This is a genomic window from Neomoorella sulfitireducens, from assembly GCF_024733845.1.
Classification (GTDB): Bacteria; Bacillota; DSM-521; order Neomoorellales; family Neomoorellaceae; genus Neomoorella; species Neomoorella sulfitireducens.
Genome location: NZ_JANRHG010000010.1, coordinates 1 through 25,363, shown reverse-complemented (window position 1 = coordinate 25,363; position 25,363 = coordinate 1). Strand labels below are relative to the sequence as shown.

At 53.1% G+C, this 25,363-nt stretch carries 23 protein-coding genes and 1 pseudogene; 6 read left to right on the top strand and 18 right to left on the bottom strand.

All coding sequences use genetic code 11. The annotated features are described in order from the left end of the window. Window positions 1-240 precede the first annotated feature (240 nt). From NWF31_RS10510 to NWF31_RS10475, 8 genes are all read right to left on the bottom strand, one after another. Entirely contained in the window at window positions 241-747 is a 507-nt protein-coding gene (locus tag NWF31_RS10510; RefSeq protein WP_258360458.1) for a regulatory protein RecX, read from the bottom strand. Next, window positions 731-1,768 (bottom strand): recombinase RecA, encoded by a 1,038-nt coding sequence (gene recA / locus NWF31_RS10505; RefSeq protein WP_422880276.1) that lies wholly within the window; start codon window positions 1,766-1,768, stop codon window positions 731-733. The genes NWF31_RS10510 and recA overlap by 17 nt, the downstream gene beginning before the upstream one ends. 89 nt (window positions 1,769-1,857) lie before the next feature. Then, window positions 1,858-2,454 carry an RNA 2',3'-cyclic phosphodiesterase gene (gene thpR / locus NWF31_RS10500; protein ID WP_258360456.1) on the bottom strand — a complete coding sequence of 199 codons (597 nt, stop codon included), beginning with the start codon at window positions 2,452-2,454 and terminating at the stop codon, window positions 1,858-1,860. A 71-nt stretch (window positions 2,455-2,525) separates the two neighbouring features. Then, window positions 2,526-4,019 (bottom strand): AAA family ATPase, encoded by a 1,494-nt coding sequence (locus tag NWF31_RS10495; protein WP_258360455.1) that lies wholly within the window; start codon window positions 4,017-4,019, stop codon window positions 2,526-2,528. 1 nt (window position 4,020) lies between these two features. Further along, window positions 4,021-4,557, bottom strand: a complete 537-nt coding sequence (locus NWF31_RS10490) for a hypothetical protein (RefSeq protein ID WP_258360454.1) — start codon at window positions 4,555-4,557, stop codon at window positions 4,021-4,023. Between the two features lie 90 nt (window positions 4,558-4,647). Further along, entirely contained in the window at window positions 4,648-5,961 is a 1,314-nt protein-coding gene (gene rimO / locus NWF31_RS10485; protein WP_258360453.1) for a 30S ribosomal protein S12 methylthiotransferase RimO, read from the bottom strand. After that, entirely contained in the window at window positions 5,961-6,719 is a 759-nt protein-coding gene (locus NWF31_RS14820) for a helix-turn-helix domain-containing protein (RefSeq protein ID WP_258360452.1), read from the bottom strand. The genes rimO and NWF31_RS14820 overlap by 1 nt, the downstream gene beginning before the upstream one ends. Before the next feature lie 72 nt (window positions 6,720-6,791). Then, window positions 6,792-9,116 carry an FtsK/SpoIIIE family DNA translocase gene (locus tag NWF31_RS10475; RefSeq protein WP_258360451.1) on the bottom strand — a complete coding sequence of 775 codons (2,325 nt, stop codon included), beginning with the start codon at window positions 9,114-9,116 and terminating at the stop codon, window positions 6,792-6,794. Window positions 9,117-9,263: 147 nt separating this feature from the next. Between NWF31_RS10475 and NWF31_RS10470 the strand changes: the two genes are divergently transcribed. Both NWF31_RS10470 and NWF31_RS10465 read left to right on the top strand, forming a co-directional pair. Further along, window positions 9,264-10,040, top strand: a complete 777-nt coding sequence (locus tag NWF31_RS10470; RefSeq protein WP_258360450.1) for a ClpP family protease — start codon at window positions 9,264-9,266, stop codon at window positions 10,038-10,040. Window positions 10,041-10,050: 10 nt separating this feature from the next. Continuing rightward, the gene (locus NWF31_RS10465) at window positions 10,051-10,290 is read left to right on the top strand and encodes a YlzJ-like family protein (RefSeq protein ID WP_258360449.1); all 240 of its coding nucleotides are present in this window, start codon (window positions 10,051-10,053) and stop codon (window positions 10,288-10,290) included. A 203-nt stretch (window positions 10,291-10,493) separates the two neighbouring features. Here the strand turns inward: NWF31_RS10465 and NWF31_RS10460 are convergent, their stop codons facing one another. The 4 genes from NWF31_RS10460 to NWF31_RS10445 all read right to left on the bottom strand — a co-directional run bounded on the left by NWF31_RS10460 (window position 10,494) and on the right by NWF31_RS10445 (window position 15,236). Then, on the bottom strand, window positions 10,494-11,801 hold the full coding sequence (locus tag NWF31_RS10460; protein WP_258360448.1) for a TRAP transporter large permease: 1,308 nt from the start codon (window positions 11,799-11,801) through the stop codon (window positions 10,494-10,496). After that, complete coding sequence (locus NWF31_RS10455; protein WP_258360447.1) at window positions 11,798-12,340, bottom strand: TRAP transporter small permease; 543 nt, start codon at window positions 12,338-12,340, stop codon at window positions 11,798-11,800. The genes NWF31_RS10460 and NWF31_RS10455 overlap by 4 nt, the downstream gene beginning before the upstream one ends. Window positions 12,341-12,436: 96 nt before the next feature. Further along, a complete protein-coding gene (gene dctP, locus NWF31_RS10450; protein WP_258360446.1) occupies window positions 12,437-13,636 on the bottom strand; it encodes a TRAP transporter substrate-binding protein DctP in 1,200 nt (399 codons plus the stop codon). 127 nt (window positions 13,637-13,763) lie between these two features. Then, window positions 13,764-15,236, bottom strand: a complete 1,473-nt coding sequence (locus NWF31_RS10445) for an FAD-dependent oxidoreductase (RefSeq protein ID WP_258360445.1) — start codon at window positions 15,234-15,236, stop codon at window positions 13,764-13,766. Between the two features lie 357 nt (window positions 15,237-15,593). Between NWF31_RS10445 and NWF31_RS10440 the strand changes: the two genes are divergently transcribed. After that, entirely contained in the window at window positions 15,594-16,493 is a 900-nt protein-coding gene (locus NWF31_RS10440) for a LysR family transcriptional regulator (protein WP_258360444.1), read from the top strand. 102 nt (window positions 16,494-16,595) lie between these two features. On the opposite strand, the gene NWF31_RS10435 is transcribed toward NWF31_RS10440, so the two are convergent. The 5 genes from NWF31_RS10435 to NWF31_RS10415 all read right to left on the bottom strand — a co-directional run bounded on the left by NWF31_RS10435 (window position 16,596) and on the right by NWF31_RS10415 (window position 22,910). After that, window positions 16,596-17,474 (bottom strand): LysR substrate-binding domain-containing protein, encoded by an 879-nt coding sequence (locus NWF31_RS10435; RefSeq protein ID WP_258360443.1) that lies wholly within the window; start codon window positions 17,472-17,474, stop codon window positions 16,596-16,598. A gap of 121 nt (window positions 17,475-17,595) precedes the next feature. Then, window positions 17,596-19,500, bottom strand: a complete 1,905-nt coding sequence (locus NWF31_RS10430; protein ID WP_258360442.1) for an oxidoreductase — start codon at window positions 19,498-19,500, stop codon at window positions 17,596-17,598. An 80-nt stretch (window positions 19,501-19,580) separates the two neighbouring features. Further along, on the bottom strand, window positions 19,581-20,633 hold the full coding sequence (locus NWF31_RS10425; protein WP_258360441.1) for a zinc-dependent alcohol dehydrogenase: 1,053 nt from the start codon (window positions 20,631-20,633) through the stop codon (window positions 19,581-19,583). Beyond that, window positions 20,630-21,580, bottom strand: coding sequence for a flavodoxin family protein (locus NWF31_RS10420; protein ID WP_258360440.1), 951 nt, complete (start codon window positions 21,578-21,580; stop codon window positions 20,630-20,632). The genes NWF31_RS10425 and NWF31_RS10420 overlap by 4 nt, the downstream gene beginning before the upstream one ends. A gap of 70 nt (window positions 21,581-21,650) precedes the next feature. After that, window positions 21,651-22,910 carry an MFS transporter gene (locus tag NWF31_RS10415; protein WP_258360439.1) on the bottom strand — a complete coding sequence of 420 codons (1,260 nt, stop codon included), beginning with the start codon at window positions 22,908-22,910 and terminating at the stop codon, window positions 21,651-21,653. A gap of 458 nt (window positions 22,911-23,368) precedes the next feature. Here NWF31_RS10415 and NWF31_RS10410 point away from each other — a divergent pair, with 458 nt between their 5' ends. The 3 genes and pseudogenes from NWF31_RS10410 to NWF31_RS10400 form a co-directional block, all read left to right on the top strand. Further along, the gene (locus NWF31_RS10410; RefSeq protein ID WP_258360438.1) at window positions 23,369-23,758 is read left to right on the top strand and encodes a VTC domain-containing protein; all 390 of its coding nucleotides are present in this window, start codon (window positions 23,369-23,371) and stop codon (window positions 23,756-23,758) included. A 32-nt stretch (window positions 23,759-23,790) separates the two neighbouring features. Then, complete coding sequence (locus NWF31_RS10405) at window positions 23,791-24,078, top strand: VTC domain-containing protein (protein ID WP_340674375.1); 288 nt, start codon at window positions 23,791-23,793, stop codon at window positions 24,076-24,078. Then, window positions 24,078-24,326 (top strand): annotated as a pseudogene (locus NWF31_RS10400) (DUF4956 domain-containing protein); the annotation flags it as partial. The gene NWF31_RS10405 and the pseudogene NWF31_RS10400, both read left to right, overlap by 1 nt. A gap of 327 nt (window positions 24,327-24,653) precedes the next feature. On the opposite strand, the gene NWF31_RS10395 reads toward NWF31_RS10400, so the two are convergent. Further along, entirely contained in the window at window positions 24,654-25,322 is a 669-nt protein-coding gene (locus NWF31_RS10395) for a radical SAM protein (protein WP_422880278.1), read from the bottom strand. Window positions 25,323-25,363 lie beyond the last annotated feature (41 nt).

The window sequence follows — 25,363 nt, the reverse complement described above, 5'->3', positions numbered from 1 at the left end:
CCCCCTTTCATAAAATAAAGCCGAGTAGAAACCCGGCTTGCGATCAGGCACACCAACCAAATATCCCTTTTCAGGTTCAAAACCAGGACTTACGACTGCCTGTTAGGGACCCAAAAATAAAGCATGTTTATCTATTTTTAGGTCAGAAAATCTATTTCCATCCAGGCTAAACCTGGTAGTGAAATCAAGGTATAAAAGGGTAATGGCGGTGATCCTACACCTAGTTTCTCCCAGATTATTTTATCGATTAAATTTACTCCTGTCAATACAAATATGTCCTGCCAGTTCTTCCAGCACCCGGCAAACTGTATGACTGCTAAAACCGCGCTGCCAGAGGAAACGGGCCAAACGCCGGTAATAATGATCGTCGTTTTCTCCCGGGCGCCGGCGGTATTTCCCTGCCAGTTCCCGGGCTGCCGCCAGTTCTGCTTCCGGGTAAAGCAGGTTGCCGGCAATCTCTTCGGCCAGTGCCGGGACCACGCCGTGTTCCTGCAGCTCATGCCGGAGGCGCCGCCGCCCCACCGGGCGGGTGGCCAGCCGGTAGGCAGCCCAATCCCGGGCAAAGCGGGCGTCATCGAGCAAACCGGCATCCTTTAACCGGTCTATGGTTGCCGCTACTTCTTCTCCGGAGAAACCCCTGGCCAGCAATTTCCGGCGTATTTCCTCCTCACTCTGCTGGCGCCGGGCTAATATTTTCAGGGCCCATCCCCAGGCAGTCCCTTCCGGATTCTTAACCGTCCTGGGCACCTTCGTCTTCTACCGCTGCAGCCGCCTTGATTAACCCGGCCTTAAGGCGAATCTGGTTTTCAATCCCGGCCGCCACGTCGGGGTGATCGCGCAAGAACTCCTTGGCCGCTTCCCGGCCTTGACCGAGGCGATCTTCTCCCAGGGAATACCAGGCCCCGCTTTTCTTTACTATATCCAGATCTACGCCCATGTCAAGAAGGCAGCCCTCGCGATCGATACCCCGGCCGTAGATAATATCGAATTCGGCCTGGCGGAAAGGCGGTGCCACTTTATTTTTAACAACCTTAACCCGGGTGCGGCTACCGATAATCTCCGTCCCCTGCTTGACCTGTTCTACCTTGCGCACGTCCAGGCGCACCGAAGCGTAAAATTTCAGCGCCCGTCCCCCGGGGGTTGTCTCGGGACTGCCGAAAAGAACACCTACCTTTTCCCGCAACTGGTTGATAAAAATAGCAACCGTACGCGATTTAGAGATAACGCCGGCCAGCTTGCGTAAAGCCTGGGACATGAGCCTGGCCTGGAGCCCCACATGGGCATCGCCCATTTCGCCGTCCAGTTCGGCCCGCGGCACCAGGGCGGCCACGGAATCGATGACGATGACGTCGATGGCGCCGCTGCGCACCAGGGCCTCGGCGATTTCCAGGGCCTGTTCCCCGGTATCAGGCTGGGATACTAAGAGGTTGTCAATATCGACGCCCAGGTTCTTGGCATAGACCGGATCGAGGGCGTGTTCGGCGTCGATAAAGGCCGCCGTGCCGCCGCCCTGCTGGGCCTCGGCGATGACATGCAGGGCCACCGTCGTCTTGCCCGAAGATTCCGGCCCGAAAATCTCTACTACCCGGCCCCGGGGCAACCCCCCTACCCCCAGGGCCAGATCCAGGGGCAGGGCGCCGGTGGGTATGGCTTCTACATTGAGCCGGGCACCGGATTCGCCCAGCTTCATTATAGAACCTTTACCGAAGTGCCTCTCGATCTGGAGGAGGGCGTTTTCCAGGGCCCGCTGCTTATCCGATAAAACCACTATGTACATTCGCCTCCTATGAAAGTAAAGTTTTACCACAAAAGCGATTGCTGGTTGATCTGCATTTTCATTGTTCGTTGGAAGGGGCGTCAGCCCCCGAGGGGCCCCTCCGAACCCGGCAGCGGGCCGCCGCCGGGGGCCGGCAAAGGGACCGTCAGCACCGGGCTGTAAACAGCCCCGCGGGGTGTTAGTGTACTCTCCATCAGGCTTACCGCCGTCACCTTTTCCCTCCCCCAGGAGACGCCGGCCAGGCCCCGGAGCCTGTCCTGCAGCGGCCCGGGGTCCGTCCCCGGTCGCAGGCGGCCCAGGGTTAAATGGGGGGTAAAGGAATCGGCAGGGAACCCTAACCCCAAGTATTCCCTGGTTACCTGTTGCTGTAAAACATACAGGGGCTTTTCCGATTCCACCCCCACCCAGACAACCCTGGGACTGCGCCACCCCGGGAAAACGCCGGTACCCTTTACCTCCAGGTACCACGGATCAACCCCTGTAGCGGCACGCTGCAGGGCTGCCCCTACCTCCTCAACCCCGGCCGGGGCCACTTCCCCCAAAAATTTGAGGGTTAAATGGATATTCTCCGGCGGCACCCATTTAACTGCTACGGGCAGCCGGCGTAGTTCCGCCAGGAGCCCGGCCAGGGCCTTTTTCAGGTCCGGACAGAAGTTAATGGCTACAAACAGCCGCATGCCGATCACCTGTTTTATTTATCTATTCGCTTTTGCTTCGTTATAATCCTGCTGAGCTGCGACCAAAATTTTCAAGAAGCTGCTGCCCTTTCCTGCAGAAGGGTTCGCAGTTCATTCCCGTTAACCGTTTCCCTCTCCACCAGCCGCCCGGCCAGGGCCTTTAGTATCTCCTGGTAAGGCCGGAGGAGGGAAGCCACCCTTTCTTCTTCCCGGCTGATGATATGAGAAGAGGCTGTGTGCAGTTGCTCCTTGGTCAGGTTCTCTTCGGCTACTACCCCAAGGTCCGATAGCCCGGAGGTAATAATCACCCGGGCCAGGCGGATGGCTTCTTTAAAGTCATTGAGGGAGCCGGTACTGCGGCTGCCCAGGACCAGGTTTTCGGCTACGGCGCCGGCCAGGCAAATGTCTATCTGGTTTTCCAGGTATTCCCTGGTATACAGGTACATATCATTTTCCGGCTTCTGCCGGGTGTAACCGAGGGCCTGGCCCCGGGAAGTAATAGTCACGTGGGCAATGGACCGGGGACGCAGCAGTTCACCGGCAATGGCATGGCCCGCCTCATGGATGGCCAGCCGGTAAAGCTCGTCTGCCGCCGGCTTGCGGCCCAGCTTTTCCCCCAGCATTACCTTATCCACGGCTTCCATTAAATGTTTCTGGGTGATAAGGCGGGATTTTTCCCGCAGGGCCAGGATGGCGGCCTCATTGGCCACGCTTTCCAGATGCGCGCCGGAAAAACCGAAGGTCTCGCGGGCAATGGCCTCCAGGTCTACCTCCGGCGCCAGGGGCTTGTTGGCCGTATGCAGCTTTAAAATGGCCAGTCTCCCGTCCCGGTCGGGGAGGTCGACCTTAACCTGGCGATCAAAGCGCCCCGGCCGCAAAAGGGCCGGGTCCAGCAGGTCAGGACGGTTGGTAGCGCCGATAACCAGGATCTGGACGTCGTGGCTGCTTTTCAAGCCGTCCATTTCTACCAGGAGCTGGTTTAAAGTCTGGTCGTATTCCAGGTGGGAGGTGTGGCTGCCGCGCTTGCCGCCCAGGACTTCCAGTTCGTCGATAAAGATGATGGCCCGTTTTTTCTGCTGGCGCCGGGCCTGTTCCCGGGCCCGGTTGAAGAGGCCACGCACCCGCTGGGCGCCGACACCGGCATACATCTCGATAAATTCACTGCCGCTGGCTTCGAGAAAAACGGCATCCGTGTAGGTAGCAGCCGCCTTGGCCAGCAGCGTCTTTCCCGTTCCCGGCGGCCCGCTCAAAAGGATCCCCTTCAGGGGACGGATACCCATAGCCTCAACTTCCGAACTGCGGAGTAAAAACTCCAGGGCCTCCTTTAACTCGCGCACGGCTGTAGCCTGGCCACCAATATCAGTAAAGGAAACTTTCACCGGCGGCATATAACCCTTCACCCCCAGGGTTGAAGGGAGCATCCCTTTTTTCTCAATTACCCAGTATAAGAGGAAACCCATCCCCGCCAGGAGCAAAAAGGGAGTAAGGTCCACCCCTTTGATGATTGAAAAGATTGTCAACCCCAAAATTGTACCGGCTATTAATTCTTTTATTTCCCTGAACACTCTATCCCTCCCCCCGGGCTACATCATTGGACCGGGGTATTACCTGGTAAAGGTAATCCTGTCCCTGGCTGAACTGGAGATAAATAAAATCCGTGTCCACATCAACGGCATACCGGTCGATGCCCGACCGGCGTGCCAGTTCCTCTACAGTCGCCGCCATCTGGGTAAAGTTGCCGCGCGCTGCCGCTTCATAAACGGCAAACTGGCATTGCCGCCACAGTCCTTCAAGGTACGGGGAACGGTGGTCCTGGATGACCAGCTCTACCTGTTCCCTGCCGTAAAGTTTGCCAACTGCTTCCTGCACCTGCCGGTAAGCCTGGGGCAAATCGGCCCCCGGTCCCAGGGTAACCTTCACTTCCAGGTCTTCCGCTGCACGGGTAACCGTTACCTCCTGGACGGCAGGATTGGCCTTCAGGGTAGCGGCCAGGGGTTTTTCCTGGCTGTAGTGCCGGTAGACCCACTGGCCCCCGCTCAATAACCCCAAGGTTAAAAGGGCTGCCAGTAAAATAAAATGAAGGCGCCACCCTTTGAAGTGCAAAAACAACACTCCTCTCCCAGGATAACACCTTCAATTATAACAAATTTCGACTAATCAGGCCTTATGAATTACCTGGCAGGACTGCCACCTCTATCTTTCCGCTTCCACCTGCCCCACTAAATCGTAATTGCCGCGGACCCGGGTAATTTTAACCGTAACCAAAGTTCCCGGCGGCAAGGTGCTGCCTTCCATATCTTCAATATAAACCAGACCGTCGACCTCCGGGGCCTGGCGGTAGCTGCGCCCTATCCCGGGGCCTTCAATTAACACTTGCAACTGCCGCCCTATCCAGCGCTCGTTGCAGGACCTGGTAATGGTCTGCTGGTATAGCATTAACCGGTGATAACGTTCTTCTTTTATTTCTTCCGGCACCTGGTCCGGCAAAGCGGCGGCGGCAGTACCGGTTTCCGGTGAATATTTAAAGGCCCCTACCCAGTCGAACTGCATGGAGCCCAAAAAATCCAGGAGAACGCGGAAATCTTCCTCCCTTTCTCCCGGAAAGCCGACAATAAAGGTGGAACGCAGGGCTATGTCCGGCATGGCCTGCCGCAGGCGTTCAATGGCCTTGATGCCGGCAGCCAGGCCACCGGGGCGATTCATGCGCCGCAGGACGGTTTCGCTGGCATGCTGGAGGGGCAGGTCCAGGTACGGCAGCACTTTGGCCTCCGTAGCCATTACTTCCACCAGCTCCGGAGTAATCCTGGTGGGATAGGCGTAGAGGAGGCGCAGCCACTCGATTCCCTGGATACGGGCCAGCTCCCGCAGCAGCTGGGGTAACCGGTACTCGCCGTAGCAGTCCAGGCCGTAAGCGGTAGTATCCTGGGCTACCAGGATCAATTCCTTTACGCCGGTATTGGCCAGGGCTTCAGCCTCGGCAACGATCTTTTCCAGGGGACGGCTGCGGTAGGGCCCCTTGATGGCGGGAATGGTACAGTAGCTGCAGCGATTGTCGCAGCCCTCGGCAATCTTTAAATAAGCATAAGGCTTCCCCTGCTCCGTAAGGCGGGGCAGTTCTGTCTCCCCGGAATCAGCACCTGGGACGTCTAATAGCCGTTCGCCTTTTAACACCCGCTCAATAATCAGGGGCAGGCGCCCGATGGCTGCGGGTCCGATAAAGGCGGCTACTTCCGGGAGTTCCGGCCACAGTTCCCCGGCGTGCTGCTGGGCGAGGCACCCGGCAACAATAATATAAGGCCGCGGCTCTTGCCGGGCCACACCTAAAATAGTTTCCAGGGCTTCCTGTTTGGCCGCGGTAATAAAACTGCAGGTATTGACGATAACCACATCTGCCTCGCGGGGGTCCCCGACAAGGACGAAACCGTTTTTATCAAGGACGCCCAGCATATACTCGCTGTCAACTTGGTTTTTGGCACAGCCTAAAGTTACGACCGCAGTCTTGATCATTATCTCCTCGTTATTATAGCTTCACTGGTATCTTTAACGGCCTCAAAGGTAACTACATCGCCCACCCTGCCCAGGGGGGGCTGGACCTCACCGTTAATGGTAACCTCAACGGCCCCGGCACTGCCAAGGGTAACGGTAATCTTCTCTTCTCCCAGGAATTCTTTGCTTTCACCGGGTCTTATCAACCCGGAAAAATCTTCTTTACCATCAATGTTAACCCCCAACCAGCAGTTGCCGGTAGCACTGATTTTGACTTCCACACCCCGGGCTTGGGGTTCTTCCTCTTCCGGCGGCGCCTGGGGGACGGGTTGCTGGGGGGCCGGTGCCGCCGGTGCCGGCTCCGTCACCTGGGATTGCGGTGGTAAGGTGTTAGGCTCCAGGGATTGACGGTAATAATTATATAACCAATTGATGCCCCAGAGCACCAGGAGGACTGCCGCTACCAGCAGCCAGGGCTTCTTCTTATTACGGGCAAACTCCCTGGCTACCTGGTGCTTCTCTTCTACCGGGATAGTGTCTTCTTCGGCCGGATATTCCTGTTTAAACCTTTCTATAATCGCCTGGACATCGAGTCCCAGATAGCGGGCGTAAGTGCGCACGAAGCCCAGGGCAAACACCCGCCCGGGGAGCTGGTTATACTCCCCCTTTTCCAGGGCATCCAGGTAGCGCAGGCGAATCTTGGTGGCTTCTTCCGCCTCGCGCAGCGAAAGACCCTTTGCCTGGCGTGCAGCGCGGAGTACATCCCCCACCTTTTCCACGGCCTCACCTCCAGGTGTTTAAATCTTCTTCGACACCGTAACAGCAGAATCCTTCAATTATTATGCTCCCAATCATTCATCTTTGGCGCCAAATAGTTCCTGGTATTCTTCCCAGCTGGTTAGAATGGCGCGGGCTTTAGTTCCTTCATGGCCGCCGACAAACCCCCTGGCTTCCATCATATCCATCAGCCTTGCCGCCCTGGTATAGCCTATCCGCAGGCGCCGCTGGAGCATGGAAATTGAAGCCTGCCCGGTCTCCAGGATTACCCTGACGGCGGCAGGAAAAAGCTCGTCTTCCGCCCCGCCGCTGTCTTCGCCGCTTTCTTCCCCTTTCAGGAATCCCGGGTTGTATTCGGGCCGCCCCTGCTGTTTGACATAAGTCACCAGGTCTTCCACCTCCCGGTCGGAAACGTAAACCCCCTGGACGCGGATGGGCTTGCTGGCCCCGATGGGCAAAAAGAGCATATCCCCGCGGCCCAGGAGCTTCTCCGCTCCGGCCATATCCAGGATGGTCCGGGAATCAATCTGGGAGGAAACGGCAAAGGCAATCCGGGAAGATATATTAGCTTTAATCAGGCCGGTGATGACGTCTACCGAAGGCCGCTGGGTGGCAACAACCAGGTGAATACCCGCCGCCCGGGCCATCTGGGCCAGGCGGCAGATGGCGTCTTCTACATCGGCCGGGGCCACCATCATCAAGTCAGCCAGCTCGTCAATCAGGACTACTACCAGGGGCAGGGCGCCCTGGCCGTCGTTTTCCTTCTGCATCAGGCGGTTATAACGGGTAATATCCTTGACCCCTGCTCCGGCAAATAACTCGTAACGTTTCTCCATTTCGCCCACCATCCACTGCAGGGCGGCAGCGGCTTTTTTGGGCTGGCTGACCACCGGCGCCAGCAGGTGGGGAATGCCGTTGTACTGGGTCAGCTCTACCATTTTGGGGTCAACCATTAAAAGTTTTAGCTCCCGGGGGGTAGCTTTAAACAGCAGGCTGCAGATCAGGGCGTTCAGGCAGACGCTCTTCCCCGAACCGGTAGTCCCGGCGATCAGGAGGTGGGGCATTTTCGCCAGGTCGGCAATTACCGGGTTACCCGCTATATCTTTACCCAGGGCCACCGTCAGCTTGCTGCCGGATTCCATAAAGGCAGGATCTTCCAGGACTTCCCGCAGGTGGACCACGGCTATCTCCTTATTGGGCACCTCTATCCCAACGGCAGCTTTACCTGGGATGGGTGCTTCAATGCGCACCTGGGAGGCCGCCAGGCTCAGGGCAATATCGTCGGCCAGGCTGACGATCCTGCTCACCTTTACCCCCGGTGCCGGCTGGACTTCATAGCGGGTCACCGTCGGGCCGCAGCTGACCTGGGTCACCTTGACCTTGACGCCAAAGCTCTCCAGGGTATCTTCCAGGATCTTGATGCGGTCGGTAATATCTTTTTCTAAACGGGGATTTTTTACCCTTACCGGGCGGGATAAAAGACTTAAAGGCGGCAAGACGTAGGGGCCGGGCTCCTCCGGGGCGACTTCTTCCCCTTCTTTACCGGCGGGTTCCTCCGCCTGGAGGGCGACCCTGGGGCGGCGCCGGGCTTTCTTCTCTTCCTCGCCGGCCTGGGGAGACGGGCTTTCCGGGTAGACCCTGGCCTGGACCGGTTCTGCCGGGCTGACCACCGGCTGGATAAGGGACGGCGAAGGTTCCGGCGGCGGGTTAATGACCACGGGCACTACTTCCCGCTCCTGCGATACCGGTTTCCTCCTGGCCTTCAATCCCTTCTTTTCCGGTATCTCCGTCTCCTCCTCTTCCACCTCGGTAAAGAGAAAGGCCAGGAGCCAGTTTTTAAGGGAATGAAAGGTTACGCTGAGGAGGTAGCCCAGGCGGCCGGCCAGGCGGGTTAAAGAGACGCCGGTAGTCAGGAGAAAAGCTATAATACCCAGGGCTACCAGCACAATCCAGGTGCCCACGCGGCCGAAAATGGACCGCAGGAAAAGGGAAACAAGGGCACCCAGGAGCCCACCGCCCTGGCCGGCGACACCATAGGCCAGGACTTCTTTATAAGTACTGCCGTTCATCACCAGGGGCTGGTGCAGGGCGCTTAAAAAGGTAAGGAAAAGTAAAATGCCTCCCAGTAAACGCGGCCGCGTGTCCTTCATCTTGCCCCCGGCAATGAGGCGGATACCCCAGGCTGCCAGGAATAAAGGAAAGATATACTTTCCCTCGCCGGTCAAGGTTTTTAAAAAACCAACCAGTAGCTGACCCACGGCGCCAATGCTGGCCGTAGAGCTCATGTAACCCACGTCAAGGACGTACAACCCCGCCAGGCAAAGGAGGGCCATGGCCACCAGGGCCACGCCGATAATTTCATTTTTAATCTTCTCGTTTGCCGTCCTGGCAGGAGCCATTTTCCATCACCCCGGTTGCTACTATTCTACACCGGGGTGTGAAATTCCTTGCTCCGGCAATAAAAAGATGGCCATGTATGTTTACCGGCTTAATTTCCTATAATAACCCTGAGCCAGGTTTAAATTAAACAAAGGGGAGTCTTATTCATGCCCAGCCCTGATGTCAGTCCCTACCCCGTGCCCAATCAACCGGCCACACCCCCGCCCCGGCCGCAGGAGGAGCCCGTGCGCGTCACCGCGCGTCCCCCTGCCAGCCCGGAGGTTGAAAACATTAAAGAGCTGGGGCAAACCAATGTGGCCGACTATAAAAGTGAAATCCAATGCGTGCAGATCGTAGGCCAGATCGAAGGTCACCTGGTCCTGCCGCCCCAGAACAAAACCACTAAATATGAGCACATTATCCCCCAGCTGGTGGCCATCGAGCAGGACCCTGCCATCAAAGGCCTGCTGGTTGTTTTAAATACCGTCGGCGGCGATGTTGAAGCCGGCCTGGCCATTGCCGAAATGCTGGTCAGCATGTCCAAACCGGTGGTATCCCTGGTCCTGGGCGGGGGGCACTCCATCGGCGTCCCCGTAGCCGTGGCGGCCAACCATTCCTTCATTGCCGAAACGGCTACCATGACCATCCACCCCATCCGCCTCACCGGCCTGGTCATCGGCGTTCCCCAGACCTACGAATACCTGGATAAAATGCAGGACCGGGTCATCCGTTTTATCGTCGAGCACGCCAACATATCCGAGCAGGAACTGCGCCGCCTGATGTTCCAGACGGGCGAGCTGGCGCGGGATATCGGTACCATCCTGGTGGGCAAGGATGCCGTGAAGGTAGGCTTGATTGATGAAGTCGGCGGGCTTTCCCAGGCCGTCCAGCATTTAAAGCAGCTCATTGCCGAAGGCGCCCCCGGCCCGGGGAAACTCCATTGAGAGGGTGATAATGATGTACATCTACAGCCCCATGCCATGGGAGCTTATCTGGGAAGGGGCAGAAAATTTCTGCCCCCGCTACCAGGAAATCAAAGCCGGGCGCCTGACCCTGGAAGTCGAGCCCTTGAGCTTTAACCAGGCCCGGGTGGTCCGCCTGATCAGCACCGACCCGGCCGACTACCTGGCCGGCCCCTACCAGCCGGGAGCAATCCTGGAGTTTGCCCCCCGGCGGGTTTATAACCCTATATAATAGAGCCAGGTATCACGACGCCTCACTGCCGCTTAAAGCTGTTTTTTTCTTCGTATGGAGGCTTAGGGATTGTTGACTTTTTCCATGTGAGCAGGGTGTCTCACGCTGTTCCTGCCCCCGCCATTACCCCGACCCCGGCGCCACCTGGGGTTGGTACAGCTACCGGGAGTCTTTTTCAAGCGATACATGATTGGCAAGAAAACTTACCGGCTTATCATATAACCGGGCAGGAAATGGGTAAGCCCCGGGAACAATACGACCAGAATCGCCATGATCAGGAGGGTAACGATGTACGGGGCTGAGCCACGAAATACCTCCCCCAGCGATATACCTTTAAACAGGCCGGCGACAGCAACGCTTATCATGCCGTAGGGTGGCGTAAGGCCACCAATGCCCAGCAGGATGGTCAATAAGACACCATACTGGAGAGAGCTAAGATTGACCTGCTTTAGCATGGGGAAAAACAAGGGCACGGTTAACAGCGTCACCGAGCCGGGGTCCATAAACATGCCGAGGATAAAGTAAACACCAATCATTAGCATCGCGAAAACCAAGGGCGAATTGGTAAAGCCGCCGATGCTTTCTGCCAGTGCCCGCGGCAGGCCGCTAAAAGCCAGGAAAACGTTAAAAATGGTCGCTCCAATGATCATAAAGCCGACGGCACCCATAACTTTTCCTGCCTCGGTAAAAGCTTCTATAAACGATTTCCAGGTTAAACTGCGCCTGAGCAGGGCGATGACAAACATGATAAAACAACCGGCAGCTCCAGCTTCGGTAGGAGTAAAAACACCGATATAAATGCCACCCAGTATGGTCGCCAGGGCAAGCAGGAATGGCCACATCATCCCCAGGCCCTGCCACCGTTCCCGCCAGCCTGCCTTTACACCTACCGGAGCCAATTCTGGGTTTATACGGCAAGTAAGCCACAGGGTTAGCATATACAGCACTGCAAGAATCAGTCCTGGTATAACGGCAGCGATAAAAAGTTCCCCGATAGGCGTCTGCGTCAGCGCGCCATAGACTATCAGGGTGCCGCTAGGCGGAATCATCGTGGCGAGAATACTTGCCGCCACAATTGTTCCCATAGACAAGCTATCTTTATAACCCTGCCTGCGCATTTCCGGCAAGGACATTGAGGTAAAAGTTACAGCTGCACTCAAAGGGTCACCCACACAGGCGCCGAACGCGGTATTTGCCAGGATACAAGCATGACCCATGCCGCCCCGCCAGTGGCCGATCCAGCTTCTTGTCCCTTCATAAAAGCTGGAGGCAACATTGGCCAGAAGGGCAATGAAGCCCATAAAAGTAAACAGGGGAAACACTGACCAGACATAGGAAGTCATTGTATTAAAAGGACTGGTGCTGAGTACGGCCATGGCTCCACCAAAGCCTCGAAAATAGGCAATCCCGGCAAAACCAATAGACAGGAAGGCCATGGTAATAGGCATGCCAAAATAAATAAGGACGAAAAACAAGACAAGACCGATTATACCTATGAATTCCGGGCTCATTTCTGCACCGCCTTTAACTGGATAAAAAATTTTAGCATGCGGGTCAAGATCGCTACCACGCACAGGGCCCAACCGAATGTTGTCACGTAGTAAAAAGGATAATAAGGGATGCGGAGTATGTCAGTTGTCTGCCCGGAGTGGATCATCATCTCGCTCTGTCTTAACGTCCCCCAGAAAGCCAGGCAGGCTGTAATCAAGGCCAGACAGTGCATGAAAAACTCAATGATTATCCTGGTTTTTACTGAAAGCCGCTCCAGGATCATATCTACTTTGATGTGGCGGTCTATAAGGAAATTATAGGGTCCGGTCAGGAATACAAGGGTAAGTACCATTAAACTCGATATTTCGACTACGCCGATCAGCGGGTGCTTGAACAAGTAACGCCCGGAAACATGCGTGACTGTCAGGAGCATGAGCGTTAGCACCAGGATCATACCCAAAATCTGGCATACGCGCAATAAAGCCCCAGTAGCTTCTATAAAAGCTGGAGGCTGTTCGTCAATACTGTTATCGGTGTTATTACGCTCGTTGTCAGCCATTCTCTTGTCCTCCCTTCAGGGGTGATGGGGGGTATCTCCCATCCTGGCCCGGGCATCCAGAACCGGAAGGAGAGGTCCCCCCATCATAACCGGAAATTATTGTTGACCCCACTCTTTCAACATTTGTTCTGGATAATCTTTGGGATAGGTATCATAAGCGTACTTCTTGGCCAGATTTATTGCATCATTAAGAATCTCTTTTCCAGGAGCACCTTTGGCCTCGGCATCCTTTACCCATAAATCCCATGAGGGTTTTATGATCTTTTCCCATTTTTCTTTTTCGGCGTCAGGGAGAACATAAATTGGGTCTTTGCCGGTCTTCAGATACTTTTGCTCTATTTGCTCTCTAAAAGCTATTTCGTTCTTATCCGTACGATAGCTGTGGACCTCCATAAAAGCCTTCATGCCTTCACCCACGAGGAGCTGTTGTAGATCTTGCGGAAGGCTGTTCCATTTGTCCAGGTTCATGACCACCGCTTCAAAGCTCATACCTAACGAACCAACTTCTGTAGTGTAGTTAAAAAGCTGGTAAAATCCTGAGCTTATAGCAAACTCATATTCACCGATCATTCCCTGGACAATCCCTTTAGCCAGGGCGTCATAACCTTCAGCCGGTGAAATTGATGCAGGAGTTGCTCCGAGAGTTTTTATCGCCTCGGTAACATAACGCCCGGAATGGCATTCTATTACTACTCCCTTTAAGTCTTCCATTGTACGTATCGGCTTTTTGGTCGTGTGAATCTGGCCCGCGCCCATGGGCATAAAACCGAGAAGCTTTACTCCGGCAGCCTCAAACTCTTTCTCCAGCTGCGGGTATTTCTTTACCAATTCAGTCGCGGTAAGACCGGCAGCGCGTGATGCCGGATACTCAAACAGGAGCGGCAGCATTATATACTCGTTGAGGGGGAAACGGCCGGCATAAATGCCCATTTGGAAATCACCCATATCGGCAACGCCGCCTTTGACACCATCAAGTATTTCAGGCGCCTTAAGCACGGTTTCATCAGGCTGGAACTGGATCTGCAGGCGGCCACCACTTTTCTTTTCAATCCACTTAGCCCAAGGTACCATCGTATCCTTGTAGGTAGGCGTTGTCGACGTTTGGGCCGTAGCCCAGGTTAGTTTAACCGGAGCGCTGTTATTTGTAGCTGCAGCCCCACCACTCGTAGAAGAACTGCCGCTCTTCTGGCAACCTACAGCAACTAAAAGCATAACAGCTATAGTTAAATATAAAATTGCTCTTTTAAACCTCATCTTGTTTTTTCCCTCCTTATCAAACTTATTAATCTTGAGCACCGCTTTTCTTAACTGGATTTATCTCCTGGCCACCCGCTAGGCACACCCCCCATATATTCAATATGCACGTGGAACCCCCAAACCACCCGCTTTAAAAGTTGATGCAAGGCTGCCTGGCGTTCGTTGCCTATCGCAGCACGTACCTGGCCGCGTTCTCACCGGCCATATATCCTGAAGTAAAAGCCCAGGCCAGGGTTGTTCCCGGGATATGCCATTCAGTTACCCAACCGCTGGTGTTATCCCCGGAAGCATATAGGCCGCTAATAATATTACCATCACGCCTGATAACTTCCATCCGGTGATTTATTCTAATTCCACCGGCAGTGCCGTGACAGAACCGGACAGCTAAGATGGCGTAAAAAGGTGGCGTGCGCAGCGGGAGGAGGAAGCTGCGGTCTTTGACAAAATCGGCGTCGCGTCCCTCATCGCAGAATTTATTGTAACGATCTACCGTTGCTTTCAGGACCTCCGGTTTTACTCCTATAAATGAGGCTATTTCATCCCACGATTGGGCAATCTTTACTTTTTTCCCCCTGGCAGCCTCTTTTTCTAGATCCTCATCCAGGGTAGCAAACCAGTCCAACCCGCCCATGGCAATTTGTCTCTCGTTCGGATTTTCTTGAATATACCTTTTAATATCAGCATCAAGCAGCGCATATAAGACCGCACCCGGCTGCTTGTTTAAAGCAGCTCCGGCCATCATACTGGCGCACTCGTCGATAAAACGTTCGCCGTTTTTATTCACCCAGATACATTCGGGGCGTAACATGGTTTCATGAACACTGTATGCCCAGGGGTGATGGCCCGGACCAATTATCCCTGCGTCCATATCCTCGCCTATAAGAGCACCCAGCTCTTCAGCCATCGTTATCCCATCACCGGTGGAAAATCTTGTACAAAGCGTGTTGATCGGGCCATCTATTTCAAAATATTTGGGGAAATACTTTCTTAACATTTTATCGTTTGCCCCGAAGCCACCGGCGGCAATAATTACGCTTTTAGCGTTTATCCGGTATTCTTTATCCGGTCCTGAGGCCAGAACCCCGCTTGCCTTAAATCCAGGACCATCAAGCAGTATTTTATTTGCCTTAGTCCTTGTAAGTATTTTTATTCCTAACCTCTGGCATTCCTTATGCATAGCTTCTACTACTGTGCCGCCCACAAACCCGGGGCCCCTGGACGGGTCCTTCGCCCTGTAACCTCCCTGCCTGGTAGGCATTCTCAGAACCTGAAACTTTTTACCCTGGAGTTCAAACCCGCCCGTTACAAAATTTATTCCTTTGTCTTTCAGCCATTTAACAACTTCGGGGTTCTTCTCTAAATATGTCCTGACTATCCTGGCGTCAATCAGCCAGTTGCCGGATTCCATGGTGGTTTTAAAAGCATCATCAATACTGGCCTGCAAATCAGCCGGTTTATCAGATGTAAATCCCAATCCAAACATAACTACTGCCAGCCAGGCATTCCCGCCCGTACGCGAGGCTTTTTCAAGTACAACAACGTCTTTTACTCCCATTTCTCTTGCCCTAACAGCAGCGACCAGACCCGAGCCCCCGCCACCAATAATTACTAGATCGCAAGATAGATTTTCAGTGTTCAATAATTTTTCCTCCTCAGGAACATTATATCTACTTTATATCCCAGCTAATATTGCAGCTATTTTTCGCCACTTATTTAGGTTCTTTTATAAATTTCTTTTGAATAATAATTTTTTTGTAATATTTATATTAATTACTTCCAAGTTGGAAATTTTTTCGCATAAACGCCTGGTAACCGGTTACTTGCCAAATTTCAGGTTAAATCATTTTACCACCTCAACGATTCCTGATACAATCCTTTACCGTCAACATAAGTATAAAAAGAAACCGTTGAAAACGCAAATATAATTTGTTATATTAAGTCATAAAGGATTTGTTATGATTTATTATATTTCACAATGTGAGGAATAAGTCAACAGATGACATTACACCAGCTGGTCATTTTTCGCACTATTGTTGAAAAAGGTAGTTTCATTCGTGCCGCTGAACACTTAAAAATTTCACAACCTGCCATTAGTACTCAATTAAAACTACTGGAGCATGAATTGGGCCATGCCATGATTAAGAGAAAGCCGGCCACTGGCAAGGTGGAATTAACGCCGGCTGGCGAAATAACTTACAAAGCAACCATCAGGATCCTCGAAGAAGTAGAACAATTGATGGACGAACTCAAGTTTTTAAATAAAATCCGCGTAAACCGGCAACAGCTTATCAAGGTTATTTGTGATGATCTCACCGGAACTTATATTTTACCAAATCTAGTGGCAGAATTTCGCAGGGACTTCCCTAACGTCAATATCAGGATTATTTGCACCGCTATCCCAACTGCTGAAAGAATGCTACATGAGGAAACGTATGATCTGGCCCTTCTCCCCGTTGATATTAATACTCCAAGGTGCGTTCAGGAGTTCACCTATACTATAAATTTAACTGCAGTTACCAATCCTAAATTGCTCGAACAATGTAAATCCAATAATTGGCACGATCTGCCTTTTATCCTCCCGCCACCGGACAATACGTTACTGCGCAGGCGCGTCGAGGCCTACTTCAAGAAAATCGGTGTAACACCCAATATAGTCATGGAATTAGGCTCCCCCGAACTAGCCAGGCGAACTTTAATCAACGAACCCTTTGCCACAATCATCTTTAAAATAGTTATCCAGGAAGATCTCAAGGCAGGACTGCTTGTTGAGCTCCCTGTACCTGAAAAGCTCCCTGTGGCAATCCACAAGGTCGTATACAAACAATCGCAGTCAAACGATCATACAAGGGCATTCATCAATTTTTTGCGAGAAAAGTTGACAGTATGTATTGATTAGGAGGGGGCGGCTAGCCCCCTCCTGGCAGTTGCGTTCCAGCCAGATTACGCTAAAGCCGGCCGCAAACAGGCCTATGAGATTTTCGCCAACCGCGGGCGTCCGTCAATCGCAGAGCCTTTCGACAAATACCGGTATAACAGGATTGGGGTTTTGCTCCAGCCAAAAAACGCACAGCCCGGTGGGTATGCTATCAGAAATGGTAACGGTGCGCACTTCCTCGTTTTTCTCCAGCCTGGTATTGCGGTCAATGATGGCCACGCCAATGCCTACTTCAACGCACAGCAGCAGGCTTTCCAGGTTGTTGAGCCTGCGGGCTATTTTGGGCGTAAAACCGGCGGCAGCGCACTGCTCCAGGAATATAGAGTACCCCCCGGGCGACTCTTCCGGCGAGATAACCACGAAGGGCTCGTCCTTCAAATCATGAATATTGAGGTTTTCCTTGCCTGCCAGGGGATTTTTCCGGTTTATGGCTATCGCTATGGTTTGTTTCCTGATAGTCCTTTTCAATGCCCCGGGAAGGCTTTGCGCTTCAAAAGAAAAAGTAATAATGACGTCGTAGTACTTGTTGTTCAAGCCCTGGCGCAGGTTGCTAAAACCCCTTCGTTCAAGATTGAGCTCTATGGTAGGATTGCAGGCGGCAAAGGTATGAATGCGGTCCAGCAGGAAGGTGTTTACCTCCTGCCCTTCGATTATGCCTACCGAAATGACGCCGGTGTCGCTCCGCCCGATCGCCCTGGCCTGTTCAAAAGCCCTGGCCGTTCTATCGGGAATATCCTGGAGCTGCTCGAAAAGGTACTGGCCAGCCCTGGTGAGAATTAACGAACGGTTGGTGCGATGGAAGACCTGCACCCCGAGCTCCTGCTCCAGGAGGGAAATCTGCTTGCTCAAGTTTGGCTGCGTGGTGTACAGTTTTTCTGCCGCCACGGTAAAGCTCTTATATTTGGCGGCTTCGATGAAGTACCTGAGCCTCATGAGATTCATGGGCAATCACCACTGGGTAATTTTCTAATAATTATATCATACTCAATGCTGTAGTTTAAATTAATAATAAAGCCCCGGTCCATAACTGGCGACGGGCCGGGGCCTGGTAGCTTTTTATGAATTAGAGGTTGATGGCGGAAAACCAGCCTTCTTTGATGGCGTGTTCTACAGTGCGAGCCCGGACGCAGTCGCCTGCCTGGGCGTATTCTTCCGTTAATCCCATGAAGCTGTCAGCAAGCTCCGTGAGGCCCTTCATGCCCGTGGCAAGGATCACAGCATCTGCCGCTATGGAGACGCTTTCGCCGTCCTTTTCATAAGTGACGCTTCCGGCGGCAATAGCGGTGCAGCGGGCCGCCAATACTACATGGAGCCGTTCTGCCTCTTTTCGCATCTCGACCAGAAGCTCGTCGCGCTGCGTGGTCGAGGCATCAGGGGCCAGAGCCTGCTGCATTTCAAGCACGGTAACGTCTTTGCCGAGATGGGCCAGATGGATGGCCAGCTCGCAGCCGACCTGGCCGCCGCCAACGATTATTACCCTCTCGCCCAGCTCGGTCTCTCTGCCAAATACATCCACCGCGATAAGGGCGTGCTCCACACCGGGTATGGGCGGGATGAGCGGCTCGCTTCCCACAGCGGCGATCACCGCGTCGTAACCTTTCACATCTTCAGGCTTTACCTCGGTATTCAAGCGCACGTCCACAGCGGACTTATTGATCTGGCGTATGAGGTATTCCCTGAAATTGTCCAGCGGGTACTTGAAAGGTACGTATTTGGCATACTTTATCTTGCCGCCCAGGGTATCGGTTTTTTCAAACAGGGTGACATAGTGGCCCCGCTCTGCCGCGGTCAGCGCGGCCTGCATCCCGGCAGGGCCGCCGCCTATGACCGCTACTTTTTTCTTAACGGCCGGAGGCGCGATCAAATGATCGAGGTGCTGCAGCCCCACCGCCGGGTTGACAGTGCAGCTTAAATGACGCTCGTAAGTCGTGCTGTCGTGACAGCGCATGCATTTCACGCACGGCCGCACGTCCTCGACGCGCCCTTCACGGCATTTTTTGATCATATCGATGTCGGCGATAAAGGCGCGAGTCATTGCGACGAAGTCAGCTTTACCGCTCGCGATGATCTCTTCGGCGGCGTCAAGGTTGGGGATGGCCCCGACGGTAGTTATCGGGATGCGGATGCGGCCCGATTTTTTGAAGGCTTCGGCCAGGAACACGTTGGGCATGGGCGGCAGGAAACCGCAGGGGTGAGTGACCGTCATCCAGTCGGGGTTGTGCATACCGGCCGAGACCTGCAGGATGTCGCAGTAATCCTGAAGAATCTCGCCGATGCGGATCCCTTCCTCCAGGTCGATGCCGCCTTTTTGAAACTCGCTGCCGGATATGCGCACCTCCACGATCAGGCCCGGCGCTTTTTTCCTTATGGCCTGCAGGATCTCCACTATATAGCGGCAGCGGTTTTCTGTCGAGCCGCCGTACTGGTCGGTGCGCCTGTTTGTGTAGGGCGACAAAAACTGCGCTATGGGGATCGAGTGCCCGAAGTGAAGCAGGATCGCGTCATAGCCGAGCGATTTTATTACAGCGGCGTCTTCCGCGTACCAGTTTTTGAACTCCTCCATTTTGGCAACTGGTATCTCGCGTCCCGGCTCGCCGTTCATCTGCCGGGCGCCGTCAGATACCGTATAGCCGTCCGGGAATATTCCTAAAAGCTCCATGGAAGCCCTGGCGCCGTAAAAATGAATGCGGCTGGCGAGTTCGGCCAGGGCATTTGTGTGGTTGGGCTGGTAGAGGTTCCAGCTCATGTGGATGCCATCGTCAAAGGCGGGGCCTGTGCTGACCCCCGTCACGGTGACCATGCCGGCACCGGCCTTTGCCCTGGCTTCAAAAAAGCGCATTACCCTCTCAGTGGGGTAAGGCTGGCCGTCCGACATGGAATGCAGGGTAGAAGGGCCGGAGATTATGCGGTTTTTCAGCAGGATGGCGCCGACGCGCCTCGGCGAAAGAACATGGGGATATTTTTTCATTTTAGTCCCTCCAAAGGCTTTTAACCGGCGATATATTCGGCATTAGCAGATTATTACCTGCTCAATTTTATTTTCTTTTTTTACAGGTTAGGGTTTATGAGTATTTTTAGCTGGCCCCTGCGGTCTTTGCGGTCGAGGCCCTTTTCCACGCATTCGTCCAGAGAGATGATGTCGGTGACCATGCCGGGGAAAGAGATCTTGCCGGCGGCCAGCATGTCCAGGTAAATCCGCACTTCTTCTTCGGTGTACACAAAGGAAAACTGGATGTCAGGCTCAAATATGCTGAAACTCCCGGGCACGATATTCATGGGCTCCTGTATCGTGCCCAGTACGACCACCTGCCCGCCGGGCTTTACGCATTGATAAATGCAGTTGGACAACGATTCCATATTGCCCGCGCATTCAAAGACCACGTCCGCGCCCACAGGAGAACCGAGGATTTTTTTGATCTCATTGCCTATATCCTTGCATTCCCTTGCGTTAATGAAGTAGTCTGCGCCGTACTTCTTAAGCAACGGCTCTTTTTCGGAATTCGTACCGAGGGCGATGATCTTGTTTGCTCCGCCGACTTTGAGAAACTGGATGGCGGCGAGGCCTATGGGGCCGGTGCCGGAAACCACCACGTTGTCGCCGACCTTGAAGCGAGATTTTCTAACTCCGTGAAGCGAGACGCAGATGACATCAAAGAGCACCGCGTCTTTGGGATCCACGTTGTCCGGTATTTTTACCAGCATGGTGTGCGCGACGTCCCGCACCAGGAAGTATTCGGCAAATCCGCCGTCGGGACCGCCTATGCCGGCCGTTTTGGGAAAACCGTAGATGCAGACGTTGGTTTCCCCGCGCCGGCATGACGGGCACATCTGCTCGCAGGCGGATGGCGGCCCGCACAGGATCCTGTCGCCCACCTTGAAATCGGTAACGCCTTCTCCCACCTCGACCACTGTGCCGACGTTTTCGTGACCGAGCACCATGGGCAGGGGCGCGGGGACCATGCCTATTTTATAAAACTCCACGTCAGTCCCGCAGATGCCGGCGTATTCTATCTTGACGACCAGCTGGTTGGGGCCGGCAGACGGCCGGGGCCTTTCTTCAATCCTGAAATCTTGCTTACCGTATAAAACTCCTGCTTTCATTGAATGTCCTCCTTTTGTTCCGGCTTTGACGCCGAGATGAAGGCTACATATTTTTTTATCCTTTCTTTGTATTCAGGTGTCTTCTTCTGCTCGGCCAGCCTGGTCTCGTAGTGGTAGATGTCATCCATGTGCTTTAGCTTGCCGGGCAGAAGGGTGTGGGCCAGATCGTACTGTCCGGGTTCGACGGTAAAGACAAATTTGCCGTCGACCTTGCTGAGCTCGCCCGTCATGCCGCAGACTTCGCAGACGGCCATGCCGTCGCTGTTTAAAAAGAAGTTCCTGCTGTGGCATAAAGGGCACACTCCGGGGTCGCCCAGGTATCGGGCGTTATCTATATCGGCCGCGGCCTTCGCTATGTTCACGCCGACCCTGTGGCAGGTCGCCACCTTCTCATCGTCAAGCACTATGGATTTTGCCCAGGCAAAAACTATATCGTCGATGACCTTCCAGGACGCGGTCATGGCAACCAGGTTCATATCCGCGGATACGCGGGTGTTCCAGTCGCTTCCTCCTATTGATATGAAAGAGACGGCCTTTTTCTTAAACTTCCTGGGGTCAGGCCCCGGCTTGCCTTCTTTTTCGGCGATTTTTTGGGCGACGAAGTTTATGCCTATATCGTGCGAGGGGCCGCACAGGCGGTCCTGAAGCACATGCATTATGCCGGGAGAGCCCTTTTCAAAAATGGGCATGACAAAAATAATGCCGTCGGCGTCAAGCACCTTGTTTTCCAGCCATTTGAAATCGTCTTTAAGCACGCAGTCCCCATTGCCGCCCTGCATGAGGTTGTTTACACAGGCTATGCACCCGGTACACGGCTTTAAGTTGAGGTCGTGCAGGCGGATAAACTCAATCTCGGCTCCCGCTTCTTTAGCCCCCATCAGGGCCTCGCGGGCCATCGCGTCGTTGCTCCCGTTCTTGCTTCCGCCCGAAATGGCAAGCACTTTCATTTTTAAACCCCCTCATATTTAATATAACGGCTGTGTTATACCCCGGCTTTTCTAAAAAGCCGATGATGGATCAACAAGAATAATGACGAGACGCTTCTTTAAAAACCCCGGGGGAATTCATGCCTATTGCGGCAAGTGCTCCGGCAATACATACAGCAAAAACTATAAAAATTGAAACAACGTACATTCCTGTGATATGCAAAGCTGTTGAACCTGCCGCCACGCCGAACGTGCCTCCGAAGATACCGATGCCCATGGTCAATCCACCTACAGTACCGGTAATATGCACCGGATAGTTTTTAGAAATAAATGTCAAACAATTGGGATTGGGCTGGCCCATAAAAAACCCGGCCAAGATCAGACAAATCGTGAGGGTAACCGGATTGCTATTTACTATAGGAAGTAATACCGATACGCAGAAAAAAGCAGTTAAAATAAAAGTGGTAATAACCGCCGCTTTTATTCTCCCGCCAAATATCCTGTCCGTGATAAAGCCGCTGCAAATAGACCCTATCATGAATGCGAGAGTATATATGCCCATGATCGCTCCCGCTAATTTAGGTCCCATATTTAGTCCGGCCGGCGGCGGGACAGCAATATGTCCGGGTGTTAAATCATTGTATGCCTGCATAACCCAGGACAGGCAGAAAACACAAATAATGGTACACCAGAATACAGGAAGCTTTAAAACCAGCTTAAATTCTTCATTGGCCTTCTCTCCTGATTGTCGATCTGGCAGGTGTCCGGGAGATTTAGGCCCAAAGTTGTAAATTATGAGCATAATCAGAGCTATCAGCATTATCATCCCAAAAGCGGCAATCGTTCCCAGCCAGCCGCTCTTGGCTGCTATAAAAGGACCCGCCATCAATCCGGAGGTAATACCTAAAGAGAGCGCGGCTCCAGTAATACCTTGATATATTCCCCTCTCGTCCGGAGGGAACCATTCTGCCGCCACCCTGGGGCCTGAGGCTATAAGCGGGCCGCAACCAATTCCCTGGAGAGCTCGAAGTACAATAATTCCAGGGATTGAATGTCCGAACAGAGGCATGCATAACGCACCAACTACCGCAAGCGCCGTGCTAATGGTACAAGTTTTGCCAAGCCCGATCTTGTCCATAAAATAACCGCCTAAAATCCCGCCGATCGCTACCATTAAAGTAAAAGGCATCACTGCCACAGCTGTTGCCGTACCCAAATCTGTATCCAGCAATCCGGCAATATCCCCTACCAGTGGTGTTGGAGCGATCAGCAACATGCCCTGGGCAAGAACCGCCAAGCAAAATATAATGAGCACATACCAGCGATATTTGGGATATATTGCTTTAGACATATTGACCCCCCTCATTAGTTTTCTCCCTTAGCTTCCTCAAAGCAATTTAATCCTTCGTCTTAACCTGTTCTAAAATAATATCACCCCTTCTTTTTAAGGCATGGGAAAGCGCTGATGAAGGCAACCAGGGCTTAGAAGTTCATGTTGGTGCTGTACGAAGAGACAGGCGACTTGATGTGTCCAACCAACAAACGCAGGAGGGGCAATTGCTGTTTTTGTGTCCTTCATCACCTATTTTCATTATTAATTATGAAGAAAGAGATTTCAAATAACTATTTGGGTTGGTTTAACGTCTAAATAGTTATACCCGGAGCAGCCGTTCCAACCGTCACGCACAAGATTTTTATCTTTTTCTAAGCTTTTTTAAGTTCTATTTCACTTTTTTAGATTATACTAACTTAAGAGCAATCAGCTGGCCATGCCCCGCAACGAAACTCAAAGGGAGGTGATGCTAATCGATGAAAGATATTAAATACCGCAGCGAATTAAAGCATATCGTCACCCTGGCAGACGCGGTCGTGCTAAAGCGCAGGCTGGGAGTCTTGCTGCCCTGCGACGAAAACGCCGGGCCGGACGGGAAATACCATGTCCGCAGTTTATATTTTGACACCCCGGAAGACAGGGCTCTTTGGGAAAAGATTGAAAGCCTGCCTTTGAGAGAAAAATTTCGCATCCGTTTTTACAACCACGACCACGGCTTCATCCGGCTGGAGAAAAAGATTAAAAGATACGGCAGAAGCGCCAAGTTCCAGGCAGGGTTAAAAAAGGATGAAGTGCAGGCAATCTTAAATGGTGATATTTCTTTTTTAAAAATTCCGACCAGATTCTACTGCGGGAGTTTTACCTGAAGCTTAAAACAGAAAGGTTTATTCCTAAAACCGTGGTGGACTACATGCGGGAGGCCTACAGCTGCCGGCCGGGCAATGTGCGGGTGACGATCGACAGTGATGTCCGGGCTTCGATAAGCTCGACCGATCTTTTCAACGCCCATCTCCCCCTGATCCCGGCGCTGGATGCCGGTCTTTGCATACTCGAGGTAAAATACGACGGCTTCCTGCCGGAGTTCATCCAGGACCTCATCCAGTTGAACAAATGTACATCTACTTCTATTTCCAAATACGCGGCCTGCCGTCTGTATGCAGGTCAAATGAAAGGAGCGGTTTTATAATGAGATTTACCTTTAGCGACATTTTTAAGTCTAATTTTTTGGAGAAGGTTTCCGGGTTTTCCTTTACCGACGCCGCCCTGGCGCTGGTGGCGGCCTTCCTGGTGGGCATGTTCATCTACGTTGTTTACAAGAAAACTTTTGCCGGCGTCATGTACTCGCGCCCCTTCAACATCTCCCTGGTTATGATGACCATGCTGACGACTTTTGTCATCCTGGCCATCAGCTCCAACGTCATCCTCTCCCTGGGTTGCAGGTGGAGAATTGTGTTTTTCGAAGCAATCACGCCTCAAATTACGTACCCTTAAGAGCAGTCTTAAACCAGGAAAAGGAAAAGTTATTAAATACCATAAATTATATCCTAAAAGAAAAGGATCAGCGGTTTCTGCGCCCGGAATATTTACGCGGGTTATAACTGCAGGGGGATTTGACCCAGACCATGATCCGCGGCTCGATTTTATCCTACAGGCGGCCGGGGGTGAGAACAGCACCCGGAGCACCGGCTGGACCAACAGGAACAGGGCGGCTGTCCGGGCGCCCAGGCCCCTGTTAAACCGGGCGAGGTTATCTCGCCCGGCTCAAGCTCTCATAAGCTTTCTGCGTTTGAAGAAAAATGCCATGATTAACCCAAGAATGATGGCAAGGGCGGATACCGCCAGGGACCGGCGACCTCTACAAATCCACCGGTAACACCCTGAAATACAACGGCCCTGATCCGGAAGATTATTCCGGCTTTCAGATTCGGCGTGACGCTTTGAGCGTTCCCGGTCGCGTCCGGCCAGGCCCAGAATAACCGTAACCGATAATTTAATGCCGGAGCGGACGACGGCCCGCCCTGCAGTCACCATTTCCTGCACGCTTACCCCTTTGTTGACTTCGTCAAGCAGTTCCGGGTCGCCGGTTTCAACTCCCAGATAGGCAACCGTAAGCCCTTTTTCTTTTAAACTCGCGAGTTCTGCCTCGCTTTTTTCCAGGATACTGCGGGGGCCGGCATAAATTCCCACATGGCGAAGGCCGGGAAACGTTTGATATAAAAGCGAGAGCACATGGATTAGATCCTCAGTATTCATGGCCAGGGCATCGCCGTCGGCGAGGAACACCTTTTCTACATCTTGGTAGTACAGCCTGGCCATTCTAATATCGGTTTCGATCTCTTCCAGCGTTCGCACGCGAAATTTTTTATCCTTGTACATCCCGCAAAAAGTGCAGCCGTTGTGCGAACAACCTAATTTCGCTTGTAACTCCATCCCGGCCTCTGCGCGGCCATAAAAACCGCAATTGCTTACAG

Excerpts from the sequence above, each read along its gene's own strand:
- thpR (WP_258360456.1), bottom strand. The coding sequence starts at position 2,454 with ATGCGGCTGTTTGTAGCCATTAACTTCTGTCCGGACCTGAAAAAGGCC.
- rimO (WP_258360453.1), bottom strand. The coding sequence starts at position 5,961 with ATGATCAAGACTGCGGTCGTAACTTTAGGCTGTGCCAAAAACCAAGTT.
- NWF31_RS10475 (WP_258360451.1), bottom strand. The coding sequence starts at position 9,116 with ATGGCTCCTGCCAGGACGGCAAACGAGAAGATTAAAAATGAAATTATC.
- NWF31_RS10470 (WP_258360450.1), top strand. The coding sequence starts at position 9,264 with ATGCCCAGCCCTGATGTCAGTCCCTACCCCGTGCCCAATCAACCGGCC.
- NWF31_RS10465 (WP_258360449.1), top strand. The coding sequence starts at position 10,051 with ATGATGTACATCTACAGCCCCATGCCATGGGAGCTTATCTGGGAAGGG.
- NWF31_RS10460 (WP_258360448.1), bottom strand. The coding sequence starts at position 11,801 with ATGAGCCCGGAATTCATAGGTATAATCGGTCTTGTCTTGTTTTTCGTC.
- NWF31_RS10455 (WP_258360447.1), bottom strand. The coding sequence starts at position 12,340 with ATGGCTGACAACGAGCGTAATAACACCGATAACAGTATTGACGAACAG.
- NWF31_RS10440 (WP_258360444.1), top strand. The coding sequence starts at position 15,594 with ATGACATTACACCAGCTGGTCATTTTTCGCACTATTGTTGAAAAAGGT.
- NWF31_RS10435 (WP_258360443.1), bottom strand. The coding sequence starts at position 17,474 with ATGAATCTCATGAGGCTCAGGTACTTCATCGAAGCCGCCAAATATAAG.
- NWF31_RS10430 (WP_258360442.1), bottom strand. The coding sequence starts at position 19,500 with ATGAAAAAATATCCCCATGTTCTTTCGCCGAGGCGCGTCGGCGCCATC.
- NWF31_RS10425 (WP_258360441.1), bottom strand. The coding sequence starts at position 20,633 with ATGAAAGCAGGAGTTTTATACGGTAAGCAAGATTTCAGGATTGAAGAA.
- NWF31_RS10420 (WP_258360440.1), bottom strand. The coding sequence starts at position 21,580 with ATGAAAGTGCTTGCCATTTCGGGCGGAAGCAAGAACGGGAGCAACGAC.
- NWF31_RS10415 (WP_258360439.1), bottom strand. The coding sequence starts at position 22,910 with ATGTCTAAAGCAATATATCCCAAATATCGCTGGTATGTGCTCATTATA.
- NWF31_RS10410 (WP_258360438.1), top strand. The coding sequence starts at position 23,369 with ATGAAAGATATTAAATACCGCAGCGAATTAAAGCATATCGTCACCCTG.
- NWF31_RS10395 (WP_422880278.1), bottom strand. The coding sequence starts at position 25,322 with ATGGAGTTACAAGCGAAATTAGGTTGTTCGCACAACGGCTGCACTTTT.